Here is a 13024-nt window from a genome sequence, read left to right as displayed (position 1 = left end):
TTAAAGCTATGCGTTTCGTTTTAAAGAGATTTCTACTAACTTAAACTCTTGGTCTAAACGCTTTCTGAGCTTTTCTGGTACGGGACGATTGCCGTAAGAACTATAGTAACCAGCGATCGCATTTAATGCGGTTTGCATAGTAGTGAAAGAACGTAGACCTGAAGTATTGGAGTTGCGACGATACCGAGAAGCATAATCGCTAATTTGTCGGCGCGCTAAAGTAACTACTTCTTTTTTGTTAGCAGCGTCATCAGGTAAGTCAATAGCCGTTCTTAGATTGTCTAGTACGGCTATTGTATCTTGGCGATAATTTCCCGACAATCCAGAAGGATTGGAACTACAGCCCATTAAGCTGATAGCAACTATTAAAACTAGAGCCAGTATGCGAGATAAGTATTTTTTGGAAAACATAATTTTAGATGTAACGATCCCAGGTTCAACTTATCCTATCAAGAAATTGACCGTCAGATTTGACGATTGCCAAGTAAGTTGCCCAATCGCGATCGCACTAAACTCTCAATCTTTTAGGATCTTTCTGCTCTTAAATTAACCAAAGCGACCACTTACATACTGCTGAGTTGCTTCCTCTTGAGGATTTTGGAAAATTTGCTCGGTTGGGGCAAATTCCGCTAAATAGCCCTGACGATTTCCTCCCTCTACCTCAGTGACGTTGAAAAATCCAGTATAATCTGCTACCCGTGATGCCTGCTGCATATTATGAGTCACGATCACGATCGTATAATTTTTCTTCAACTGGTGTATTAGTTCTTCTACCTTAAGAGTGGAGATCGGATCTAAAGCCGAACAGGGTTCATCCATTAATACTACGTCAGGCTGGAGGGCAATAGTTCTAGCAATACATAATCTTTGCTGTTGTCCACCACTCAAAGCTAAACCACTCTGCTTGAGTTTATCTTTAACCTCATCCCACAGTGCTGCACTACGAAGCGATCGCTCTACTAGCTCATCCATGTTGCCCTTAAAGCCGTTGATTTTTGCGCCAAAAGCAATATTGTCATAGATGGATTTTGGGAAAGGATTTGGTCTTTGAAAAACCATCCCCACTTTGCGACGTACCTGAACTGGATCGATGTCTTTTCCGTATAAATTTTGATTATGATAAGTGACCAATCCTTCTAAACGGAAAATAGGAATTAGATCGTTAAGACGGTTATAACAGCGCAACAGAGTGCTTTTTCCACAGCCAGAAGGACCAATAAAAGCAGTAACTTTATTTTTAGGTACATCTAAATAAATACCTTTTACTGCTAAAAAATCGCCATAATACACATTGACATTTTCCGCTTGCAGAACTGTCTCAGTCTGTTTAGCAGTCTGTTGGTCGTAAATCATAAAAACTTTCTTGCTCTTATATTTATAATTTATATATCGCTCTATGTTCTCAATGCCATTAAAAATAATCGTAATCGGTTAGAGTTATGACTATTTTAACTTTTCGTTAAAAGATTCTTTGACTAATCCTTAACCTGTTTTTGAAGCTTCACTTCAGCGTTTTTGAATCGACATTTACAAGTAGTTAAAATAGCTTACATTAAATTTGGACAATTATTATAAATATTTGTGATTTAGATCCATGATGGCGAAATGCCAAGTCATTGTTTTGGCAAAGGCGATCGGGCGATCATGGTCATCCTTGGTGAGTGTTTTTATGAGAAAGCGAACAGTTTTAGTTAAATATGAGCTAATAAACCTGCCGAGATTAATTCTGACGTTGGCAAAGTATACTCTTAGCTATCGCTTAACTGTACTTAAATATCGATAACGAACTGCTGAATCAGCCCAAAGATGGAGTTAATTTTGTGATTACTTTGCGCTATTTTTTTAACAAATATTTACAATGATCAGTAAGGTATATCGTAAACAATCATGATCAATCTTACTTATTTAGATAGCAATTCCTGGCTCATAGAAATTGACGGCAACCGAATCTTGCTCGATCCCTGGCTAGTAGGAGATTTAATCTTCAGCAATCAAGCTTGGTTGTTTAAAAGTCATAAAAACAATCTTCACTCAATTCCCGAAAATATCGACCTAATTCTTCTTTCCCAAGGATTAGAAGATCATGCTCATCCCCCCACTCTCACAAAATTAGACCATAATCTTCCTGTTGTAGCATCTCCTAACGCAGCCAAAGTAGTCAAAGACTTAGGCTATACCAACGTTACTGCCTTAAAGCATGGAGAAGTTTTTCGCCTAGGAGAACAGATAGAGATCCAGGCTGTTCCAGGTTCGCCAATTGGACCAACATTGGTAGAAAATGGCTACATTATTAAAGGTTTAGCATCAGGCAAAAACATCTATTATGAACCTCATGGTAATCATTCAGATGGTCTAAATGAAATAGCACCAATTGATGTAATTATTACCCCACTGATCAGCCTGAAACTACCATTAGTAGGAGCGGTAATTAAAGGTCAAGAAGCAGCTTTAAAGGTCTGTAAACAGCTAAATCCTCAAGTAATTTTGTCTACCGCAGCAGGAGGAGACGTGGATTCTGAGGGGATGCTAGCGCCGATCATCAAAGCAGATGGTGATGTCGAAAAATTCAATCGTCTTTTGCAGCAAAACAATCTCCCTATCAAAGCAATCGATCCTCAATCGGGAGAGACAATTGAACTATCTTTGGTTTGATAGCTATCTTTCAACTTGAACGTGAATCAATATAGTTTAATTTAAGCGATCGCCACGATTACATGAACAATAAACGGATTTCAATCTCCCTGAGCAATATTATCCTACTGGTTATTCTTCCTCTACTCTTGATTCTTTTGTGGCAGTTAAGAAGCTTGATCGTAGTATTAATGATTTCTATAGTACTTGCTGCAACTTTAGCGCCGATAGTAAAAGCGACGCAAAAGGCTGGACTGCCTAGATTATTAGCTGTTTTAATCGTTTACGCGGGTTTAATCGGTACTTTAACAGGTTTTGGACTAATTATCGGACCAACGGTTGTCGAGCAAATTCAAAGCTTAATTGGCAGGTTTCCTGGTTATTTAGAAGCATTGCGATCGCTTTTATCTGAATTGATTCTGCGCTTTAACTTGAGCGAAACAGGCGCACCAGACATTATCAATCAATTATTAGACGTGCAAGGATTAATCTCGTGGGCAATTCGTTCGAGTCAGCAGCTAGTAGTTCGTTCCTACAGCGTCACCAGAGGCATTATCGGTAGCGTTTTCAGTGCTTTGTTGGCTTTATTGCTTTCGGCTTATATGCTCTCAGCTTCCAAACAATTACTAGAAGATATTATCAGTCTTTTCCCCGATCCTTGGAATAAGCAGTTAGCCGCACAAATTAAACCCGTAGCAACAAGAATGGGAGGCTATATTCAAGGCAGAATTGTAGTTTCAGGAATTTTGGGGATAGTGATCAGCCTTAGCCTTAGTTTTTTGGGCTTATCCGAGTTAGCGTTAGGTTTGGGAGTCATTGCCGGGTTTACTAACTTAATTCCTTTTTTTGGTCCAATTTTGGGGGCAATTCCTGCTTTAATCGTCGCTACTGCTCAGGGTGGACTTACCTTCGTTTGGGTGTTGCTATTATTTATCGTTGTTCAAAATTTAGAAACCTATGTCTTAGATCCTTTATTAGTCGGCAACTCAGTTAAAGTTCCTCCTCTCTATCAATTATTGGCTGTTCTGGGTGGCGCACAGGTATTAGGCATTATTGGCGCATTAATTGTCCCTCCCTGGGTAGCGGGAATCGGAGTGCTGCTAGAGAATCTTTATCTCAAACCCAAGTTAATCGCCGAAGGACATCATGATTTAGCTTCCAAGACGTAGAAGGGCGAAGGGAATATGGCTAGAGAATGATTCATCGGTTTTCGAGTCCAAAATTCAGCTAATCTAAAGATTAGAGAGTCGACTAATTTTAATTTTATCGGTATGGATGTCAAAAATGGGTTTGTCGCCACGGTGGGGAACACCCCCTTAATTCGTCTCAACAGCTTTAGCGAAGAAACAGGCTGTGAGATATTGGGAAAAGCAGAATTTCTTAATCCTGGCGGTTCGGTAAAAGATCGGGCTGCCCTATATATCATCGAAGATGCGGAAAAAAAAGGATTGCTAAAACCAGGTGGCACAGTAGTCGAAGGAACAGCAGGTAATACGGGTATCGGTTTAGCTCATATCTGCAATGCTAAAGGTTATAAATGTCTAATTATCATTCCCGAAACCCAATCTCAAGAGAAAATCGATACCTTAAGGACTTTAGGAGCAGAAGTACGTCTTGTCCCCGCAGTACCTTATAAAAATCCCAACAATTATGTCAAAGTATCGGGACGGGTGGCAGCAGAATTAGATAACGCTATTTGGGCAAACCAGTTTGACAATTTGGCTAACCGACAGGCACACTACGAGACTACGGGTCCAGAAATCTGGGCGCAAACCGATGGTAAGATTGACGCTTGGGTAACTGCCACGGGTACAGGTGGAACTTACGCAGGAGTATCAATATATCTCAAAGAAAAAAATCCTGATATTCGCTGTATACTTGCCGATCCTATGGGTAGCGGTCTTTATAGCTACGTCAAGACAGGAGAAATAAACCCTGAAGGAAATTCAATTACCGAAGGTATTGGCAATAGTCGAATTACAGCTAATATGAAAGGTGCGCCCGTCGATGATGCAATTCAAGTTGATGACCATGAATGTATCCGCGTCCTTTATCAGCTACTGAATAAAGAGGGTTTGTTTATGGGTGGCTCGGTAGGTATCAATGTTGGTGCAATATTAGCTTTGGCTAAACAGATGGGTCCTGGTCATACCATAGTGACTATCTTATGCGATGGCGGGGCGAGATATCAATCTCGAATCTATAATCAAGAATGGTTAGCAAGTAAAGGTTTGTTGCCAAGTTAAAATTATGATTACACCATAGAGATCGCTAGTGCCATTTAATCAGCTTAAGCTCTTGTAATAATTATTAATTTAGCTGTTGTTAATTGAGCGCTATTCAAGATTTTCTCTAATTAAATTTACTGGGATTTAATGAGTAGGGGAAATTAGTTTGGCTCAAACTTGTTACTACAGGCTCGCTCAAAAATTACTTGGCATCATCTCATATTTACAGCGCCGATCAACTGGATTAATCTACTATAGATAATACCTGCTATGTTTATCCCTCAAATTAAGCTAAATTGGCAAAAACACTCTTGAATTTGCGAATCAAGAGAAGAAAAGTAGCTGGTTTTCGCTCTGGGGACAGAGAAAGTAGGATAATAACCAAAGCAATAAAATAGACAATCTGTTATTAGAGAATACGGCAGTATGCATTTAAGCGAAATAACTCACCCTAATCAGTTGCACGGTTTATCAATCCGACAACTAGAGGATGTTGCCCGCCAAATAAGAGAAAAACATTTACAAACGGTTGCTACCATCGGAGGTCATCTAGGTCCAGGATTAGGTGTCGTAGAATTAACGATCGCCCTATATCAAACTCTAGACTTAGACCGCGATAAAGTTCTTTGGGATGTAGGACATCAGGCATATCCTCATAAATTACTGACTGGCAGGTATAGCAAATTTGATACGCTGCGACAAAAAGATGGTGTCGCGGGCTATCTAAAAAGAAGTGAAAATAAGTTCGATCATTTTGGAGCGGGACACGCCTCTACCAGTATCTCTGGCGCCTTGGGTATGGCATTGGCGAGGGATGCTAAGGGAGAAGATTTTAAGTGTGTAGCGATTATTGGCGATGGTGCTTTGACTGGAGGCATGGCACTAGAAGCAATTAATCATGCAGGACATTTACCTAACACTAACTTAATGGTGGTGTTAAATGATAATGAAATGTCTATTTCGCCTAACGTGGGAGCAATTTCTCGCTATCTTAATAAAGTTCGTCTATCTGAACCCGTTCAATTTCTGTCCGATAACTTAGAAGAACAGTTTAAACAGCTACCTTTCTTTGGTGAATCTCTGACTCCTGAAATGGAACGAGTCAAAGAAGGAATGAAGCGTCTAACAGTTCCTAAAGTTGGTGCAGTAATTGAAGAATTAGGCTTTAAATATTTTGGGCCGATTGATGGTCACAATTTAGCAGAATTAATTTCTACCTTTAAACAGGCACATAAAGTTCCTGGCCCAGTATTGGTTCATGTAGCGACAGTTAAGGGTAAGGGATATGCGATCGCCGAAAAAGATCAGGTAGGCTATCATGCTCAAAGCCCATTTAATCTAGCCACAGGTAAAGGTATTCCCGCTACTAAACCTAAACCTCCTCAATACTGCAAAGTATTTGCCGATACTCTTACTACCCTGGCAGAAAACGATGCCAAAATTGTCGGTATTACCGCCGCTATGGCAACAGGTACGGGTTTAGATAAGCTGCAAAGCAAATTGCCTAAGCAGTATATTGATGTGGGTATTGCCGAACAACACGCGGTAACTCTGGCAGCGGGAATGGCTTGTGAAGGCATGAAACCCGTAGCAGCAATATATTCAACCTTCTTACAGCGAGCTTACGATCAAATCATTCATGATATCTGTATCCAAAAGCTACCTGTCTTCTTTTGCTTAGATCGGGCGGGAATCGTGGGTGCAGATGGACCAACTCACCAGGGAATGTATGATATTGCTTATCTGCGCTGTATTCCCAATATTGTAGTCATGGCTCCTAAAGATGAGGCCGAATTACAGCGAATGCTAGTCACAGGCGTTAACTACCAAGATGGTGCGATCGCCATGCGTTATCCTCGTGGCAATGGCGTTGGTGTACCACTAATGGATGAAGGTTGGGAACCAATTGAAATCGGCAAAGGAGAAATATTGCGTCATGGTGACGATTTGCTTTTAACGGGCTATGGAACTCAGGTATATCCTGCCATGCAGGTGGCAGAAATTCTCAGTGAACATGGTATCGAAGCAACAGTAGTTAATGCTCGCTTTGTTAAGCCTTTGGATACAGATTTAATAGTTCCTCTGGCCAAAAGTATAGGTAAGGTTGTAACCCTAGAAGAAGGCTGTCTCATGGGTGGTTTTGGTTCAGCTGTCATAGAAGCTTTACAAGAGCATCAGGTGCTTGTACCAGTAAAACGCTTTGGTGTACCAGATATACTGGTCGATCATGCTACTCCCGATCAATCAAAAGCTAGCTTGGGTTTAAGTAGTCCTCAGATGGCAGAGAGGATCCTGAAAACGTTCTTTGATAGTAAAGATAAAGAACCTTCCGTGGTTAGTTAAAAATACAAATTATCAATGTTTGCCTTAAAATATTATGACAATATACAAAGTGGCATCTGAACTCAGCACAAATCCTGTAGCTTTCGTACACTATTAATAGTGTGTGAGGAGTAAGTGTAAGAGAGAAAGGTTTTGGGGTCGAAACACGGCAAGACTCCCAAAACCTTTTTCTTTTGTCCCTTTTTTTTAATTTATCGAGCAATACACTGATTAATTAATTCCTCAACACCACTCACAGGAAAGATGGAAATTGCCAACTGACGACTGACATCAGCTACCGTCAAATCATCGAGAAATTTAGTATCATCGTGTTTCAGCATCAACGAAGGTAATAAAATAGCATCGCCTAAATCTTTTCCTGGTAAACCTGCAAGCAAATCTTGTCCTGTTAACAAGCCGGTGACGGTAATTTCCTGCCCCCAATATTGGCTATTTAAAGCCACTAGATTAATTTCTAATCCTTCTACCTCATTTAGTTGTTTGACTAAAGGCTGAAAAGCCTGTTCGACAGCATTACCCACTACCCAAGTAAAGCGACGAGGACGATCGATCTTTTTGGGTAACATCTCTTTAGCTTTAGCCTGAAACTGCTTGAGAAATAAGCGGATTGAACCAACACCATTCCCAATCTGGGGATAGTCTTCATAGTGAGATTCTGGCGGAACATTTTTTCTGGCAATCAAGAACCACTCATCGGCTAACCAAGCAAAAGTGCTGCCAAACTGTTGTTTGAACTTTTTTTGTAGCTGCTGTACTTGTTCAATTACCTCGATCGCTTTGGCTTGGTTGACCGCAATTAATTCATCTTCGGTTGGTCGAAACCGCGTTAAGCCAACAGGAACAACTGCTGCGGAGACAACGGCGGGAAGATCTCCTAGATGCAATGAGGCTAAATCTAAAAGAGTTTTTTCTAAATGTACTCCGTCATTAATGCCAGGACAAATAACTACCTGAGCGTGTATTTGTAAACGTCGCTTTTGAAACCACTTAAGCTGGGACATGATTAACCCAGCACGATTATTCTTGAGTAGGCGAGTTCTGATATCTGGTTCGGTGGCGTGTACCGAGACAAATAAAGGAGAAAGCCGCATCTGTTCGATTCGTCGCCATTCTTTTTCGGTAAGATTAGTTAGAGTCAGATAGCTACCATAAAGAAAGCTAAGACGATAATCATCATCTTTATCATAAAGGCTTTGCCGCTTACCCGTCGGTTGTTGATCGATAAAGCAGAAAGGACAATGATTATTGCACTGAATTAGCCCATCAAATAAAGCTGTCTCAAATTCTAAACCCAGATCCTCATCGTAATCTTTTTCAATTTCGATTTGGTGAATCTCTCCCGCAGTATCCACAACTTCTAATTCCAAATACTCATCACTACAGAGAAAACGATAATCAATTAAGTCACGAGGTTGAGTACGATTAATCGAAACGATCGCATCACCAGGTTCAAACCCAATCTCGGCGGCGATTGAATCTGGCAACACCCGACTAATTTTGGCAGGTTGAACGGTAGCTAAAGTCATTTATTGTTTTTTTAACCTTTTATCCATCCTAAAGCGACAGCAGCTAAGATAAATACCCCAAAGCCCAATCTATACCAAACAAACACCCAAGTACTTCTTCTTTTAAGAAATTCTAATAACCAGGCGATCGCTAAATAAGAAAAAATTGCCGAAGAGATTAACCCAGCAATCAAAGGTAAAAATCCCGAACCACTTACACCCGTATCAATGAAATCCTTTAATTCAACTAATCCTGCGATCGTAATGGCAGGAATCCCTAACAAGAAAGAAAACCTCGCTGCTGAGGCGCGATCGATATTGTTAAACAGACCAGCAGTCATTGTTGAACCAGAACGAGATACTCCAGGTATAATTGCTAAGGCTTGAGCAAGACCAATTAAAATGCCATCTTTTGCTGTCAAATCTGCAAAATTACGTTTTTGATTACCCACATATTCTGCCAAAGCCAACAATAAAGCCATCACAATGGAAACAATAGCAATTGAAGGCATACTTCTGAGGGGAGAATTATCAAAATCGGGAACTAAAATTTTAATAGCTAAACCTATAACTAAAATAGGAATTGTTCCCACACTAATTCCCACTGCTAACCAAAAATCTTGGGACTGATAATTAGAATAGCGAATTGCCTTAATCATCCCTGTGGTAATTTGACTTAAATCTGACCAAAAATAAGAGATAACCGCAGCAATACTACCAAGTTGAATTACAGCCGAAAAGGAAACTCCAGGATCGCCCCAGCCAAAAAATACGGGAACAGCTTTTAAGTGGGCTGTACTGCTAATAGGAATAAACTCTGTTGCTCCCTGGACAAAACCCAGAACGATCGCCTGAAATAAATTTACTTGAGTTACTCCACCTACAGCATCTACTGCTGCGTCTTGAGCTAAAAGAGCGCTATTAGCTACGGCAGTATGGTCTAGTCCAGACAAAATTAAGCTAAATATCACACCAAAGCACAAAAAATAAATCAGGCTTGAATATTTTTTAATCTGCCTAAACATAGTATTATATTGATTTCAAATCAAAAACATTTGTTAAGTCTTCAGTTTATCTGGGAATCTTCCAAAACCCAACCATTTTAAACCAACAAATAAATTTAGATATGATAATAAAGTGAGTACACTGAGAAATTACTAGTAATCAAAGTATTAATTTGGTAGACGTATGAGTTATGCAACCTCCTCCGCTAGAGCAGAAATTAATGAACTGCGTCGTTTGAAAACTTTGCTCCCCCCAGAACTTCAAAGCTGGGTGATTGTCGAAGGTTCAACCGAAGTCAACCCGCCTTTAGTACGTAGCGAAGAAATCGGCAAAGACGAGATCGAAATCCAGATCGATCTGGCTAAATGGGACAGTTTGGCGATCGATCAGCGTAATTTACTATTTTGGCATGAGGTAGCTAGGGTACAAAACGACACAATTCCCAAGGAAGGATGGGAAATGGCAGCTTTAGCGATCGGCTTAGGCGGTGCAGTCGGTGAACTATGGGTACAAGACGGCTTGCTGCTTTTATTAGCTCTATCCTTATGTGGAATCTCAGGCTATCGCCTGTGGCAGAAAAATAGTAGCGAAAAAACAATTACTGAAGCAATTGAAGCTGATGAAAAAGCGATCGCTCTAGCGACTCGTTTTGGTTATTCTTTACCCAATGCCTATAAAAGTCTTGGTAGCGCCTTGAAAACTTTAATTGAAATGACTCCTAGTCGTCGCAAAAGAAAAAAATACGAGGAACGGCTTCAAGCATTACGACGTAGTGCATCTAAGGACAAAGCTAAAACACAAGAAGGAAGAGAAGCGGTTGGTAGAAGAGAAAATCGCCTCTAAAATTGATTGACAAATCAAGCATATTAGCATATTGGATTCTTCCATAAAAGCTGGTGCGACTAACTTCATCGAGACAAATTAATGTTAAATTAAATTAACGAAACTAAATGAATGCTTGCAGCATTATGTATTTGGGTAAGTTAAATAAATAGTTCTTTGAACTGTTGCTAATCCTCCGATTCAGTTTTCTGGTTCAAAGTAAGTAAATTTGCTGATTTTTATCGATCAACTTTTATCGTTAATACAGTTTGATTTCGCTGATAGCTAAAAATTGAAAATTAATGATTGACGAGACACCAGAAATCTTGTTTCCTCTGTCCTCTATTCAGGACAGCCCAGTTGTAGAAATACCAGAACGCTTGACAGTTTTAGAAGCCTTGATCTTCAAACAAACTGTGGGTCTACTGCTGCAACAAAATCTTCCTCACCATCAGATACTTCTTGATTTTAGTAAAACCAGATTTATCGATAGTAGCGGAATTGGGGCGCTAATTGCCAACTTAAAATCAGCGCAAGCGAAGAACATAGAACTCATTTTAGAATCAGTTCAGCCTCCTGTAATGGCTACTCTGTCAATGACAGGACTAATGGATGTTCTAAGTATTAAATCTTCGGTTAAATGGTCTTTTAAAGAATCGCCCGAAACCCATCCTTCGGTCAGATCGATAGTTAAACGGCTGATAGATATTACTGGCTCGGTTGTTGGGCTAATTATTACAGGTATTATTTTTATCCCGATTGCGATCGCCATTAGGCTAAACAGTAAAGGTCCAATTCTGTTCTATCAAACTCGCTGTGGCTGGATGGGTCGCAAGTTTAAAATCTGGAAGTTTCGCTCTATGTACGCCAACGCTGAATTGATGAAGAAACAGGTGAAAAATCAGGCGAGTGGAGCTTTTTTTAAAAATGATAACGACCCTCGCATTACTCCTATCGGCAGTTTTTTGCGCCGCACTAGTCTAGACGAGTTGCCTCAGTTTTGGAATGTTCTTAAGGGTGATATGAGTTTGGTAGGGACTCGTCCCCCAACTCCTGAAGAGGTAGAAGTCTATCAAATACCAGAGTGGCAAAGACTAGATGTCAAACCTGGCATGACTGGAGAGTGGCAGGTCAATGGTCGTTCTCAGGTACGTAACTTTGAAGATGTGATTAAGCTAGACTTGCAGTATCAGCGTAATTGGAGTTTAAAATACGATCTAAAACTAATTTTAAAAACTCTAATCATTGTTTTTAGTAAAAACAACGGTGCGGTTTAAATTGGTACTCAATAAAACCTGCTCATGATTAGTTAATACTGTTAAAATAACATTTTAATTATTTCTCAGGCTAAATTTAGCTCTTGACTAAGTGAGCTTTTAAAATGTATTGCAAGAATTGTACATAATATTGTACATAATAATTAGTTTGATAATTAGTTTGAATGACCCAGAATAAGTCAAAAATTACCATAGCTATAGTCGGCGATGTTCATGATTTATGGGAACACGAAGACGAAATAGCTTTGCAGCACTTAGGTATAGATTTAGTTTTATTTGTTGGAGATTTTGGTAACGAAGCGGTAGAAATAGTCCGTCAAATTGCAGCAGTCAAAACACCTAAAGCTGCCATCTTGGGTAATCATGATGCCTGGTACAGCGCATCTTCTTGGGGAAGACAAAAAGCTCCTTATGACCAGTCTAAAGAAGATCGAGTACAGCAGCAGTTAGATCTATTGAAGCAAGCTCATGTCGGGTTTGATAAGTTAGATTTTCCTCAGTTCGATCTGTCCGTTGTCGGTAGTCGTCCCTTCAGCTGGGGAGGCTTTACCTGGAGAAATAGTCAATTTTATCGCGATCGCTATGGCATCAATAGCTTTGAGGAATCTACTCAGCAAATTGTTAAATCTGCTCAAAATGCTGCTTACGAAACCGTAATTTTTATTGCTCACAATGGTCCTTACGGTTTGGGGGACAAAACCGAATCAATTTGTGGTCGCGATTGGAAAACAGAGGGAGGAGATTATGGCGATCGCGATCTGACTGAGGCGATCGCTCAGGTAGTTAATTTAGGTAAGTCTATTCCTTTAGTTACCTTTGGACATATGCACCATGATTTAAAAAATCCCCGAGGCAAACGTAGAAACATAGTTGAAGTAAGAGAGCGAACGGTGTATTTCAATGCAGCCTGTGTACCCCGCATCACTAAAAGTTCTCAAGGTTCAAAACGCAGTTTCTCTTTGGTAACTCTAGGTCAGGGAATGGTGCAAAATATTTCTTTGGTTTGGTTGAATCAAGATTTTGGCATTCAATCAGACGAAATTCTTTATCAAGCTTAATTTTAGCTGTAATCTTTAGCGCGATCGCTCAATTGTTCTTCCAGTGAAGTCTACGTTATTTTTGGCGCAGAGAATGGTTTCGATGCTAGCTTTAATTTAGCTAGTTTAAATGGCGACAATGGCTTTACTCGTCTAATTCTCCATCTAATGCTTAA

The 13024-nt window shown here is 40.0% G+C and carries 11 protein-coding genes; 7 read left to right on the top strand and 4 right to left on the bottom strand.

The genetic code is table 11. The features are described 5' to 3' along the window. Positions 1 to 6: 6 nt before the first annotated feature. A complete protein-coding gene (gene psb27, locus V6C71_19360) occupies positions 7 to 411 on the bottom strand; it encodes a photosystem II protein Psb27 (GenBank protein HEY9770616.1) in 405 nt (134 codons plus the stop codon). A 135-nt stretch (positions 412 to 546) separates the two neighbouring features. After that, positions 547 to 1353 (bottom strand): phosphate ABC transporter ATP-binding protein PstB, encoded by an 807-nt coding sequence (pstB, locus tag V6C71_19355; protein HEY9770615.1) that lies wholly within the window; start codon positions 1351 to 1353, stop codon positions 547 to 549. 534 nt (positions 1354 to 1887) lie between these two features. On the opposite strand from pstB, the gene V6C71_19350 reads away from it, so the two are divergent. The 4 genes from V6C71_19350 to dxs all read left to right on the top strand — a co-directional run bounded on the left by V6C71_19350 (position 1888) and on the right by dxs (position 7202). Continuing rightward, positions 1888 to 2652, top strand: coding sequence for an MBL fold metallo-hydrolase (locus V6C71_19350; protein HEY9770614.1), 765 nt, complete (start codon positions 1888 to 1890; stop codon positions 2650 to 2652). A 62-nt stretch (positions 2653 to 2714) separates the two neighbouring features. After that, the gene (locus tag V6C71_19345) at positions 2715 to 3800 is read left to right on the top strand and encodes an AI-2E family transporter (protein ID HEY9770613.1); all 1086 of its coding nucleotides are present in this window, start codon (positions 2715 to 2717) and stop codon (positions 3798 to 3800) included. 102 nt (positions 3801 to 3902) lie between these two features. Next, entirely contained in the window at positions 3903 to 4877 is a 975-nt protein-coding gene (locus V6C71_19340) for a cysteine synthase A (protein ID HEY9770612.1), read from the top strand. Between the two features lie 408 nt (positions 4878 to 5285). Then, a complete protein-coding gene (dxs, locus tag V6C71_19335; GenBank protein ID HEY9770611.1) occupies positions 5286 to 7202 on the top strand; it encodes a 1-deoxy-D-xylulose-5-phosphate synthase in 1917 nt (638 codons plus the stop codon). Positions 7203 to 7393: 191 nt separating this feature from the next. On the opposite strand, the gene V6C71_19330 is transcribed toward dxs, so the two are convergent. Further along, positions 7394 to 8728, bottom strand: coding sequence for a TIGR03279 family radical SAM protein (locus tag V6C71_19330; protein ID HEY9770610.1), 1335 nt, complete (start codon positions 8726 to 8728; stop codon positions 7394 to 7396). A gap of 11 nt (positions 8729 to 8739) precedes the next feature. Then, the gene (locus V6C71_19325) at positions 8740 to 9660 is read right to left on the bottom strand and encodes an undecaprenyl-diphosphate phosphatase (protein HEY9770609.1); all 921 of its coding nucleotides are present in this window, start codon (positions 9658 to 9660) and stop codon (positions 8740 to 8742) included. Between the two features lie 268 nt (positions 9661 to 9928). Between V6C71_19325 and V6C71_19320 the strand changes: the two genes are divergently transcribed. The 3 genes from V6C71_19320 to V6C71_19310 all read left to right on the top strand — a co-directional run bounded on the left by V6C71_19320 (position 9929) and on the right by V6C71_19310 (position 12869). Next, entirely contained in the window at positions 9929 to 10555 is a 627-nt protein-coding gene (locus V6C71_19320; protein ID HEY9770608.1) for a DUF3318 domain-containing protein, read from the top strand. A gap of 281 nt (positions 10556 to 10836) precedes the next feature. Continuing rightward, positions 10837 to 11811: a sugar transferase gene (locus V6C71_19315; GenBank protein HEY9770607.1), complete on the top strand. Its 975-nt coding sequence runs from the start codon at positions 10837 to 10839 to the stop codon at positions 11809 to 11811. 164 nt (positions 11812 to 11975) lie between these two features. Then, positions 11976 to 12869 carry a TIGR04168 family protein gene (locus tag V6C71_19310; GenBank protein ID HEY9770606.1) on the top strand — a complete coding sequence of 298 codons (894 nt, stop codon included), beginning with the start codon at positions 11976 to 11978 and terminating at the stop codon, positions 12867 to 12869. Positions 12870 to 13024 lie beyond the last annotated feature (155 nt).

Source organism: Coleofasciculaceae cyanobacterium (genome assembly GCA_036703275.1).
Classification (GTDB): Bacteria; Cyanobacteriota; Cyanobacteriia; order Cyanobacteriales; family Xenococcaceae; genus Waterburya.
Note: the sequence above shows the minus strand (reverse complement) of the source record. Positions and strands in the feature narration are given on the sequence as shown.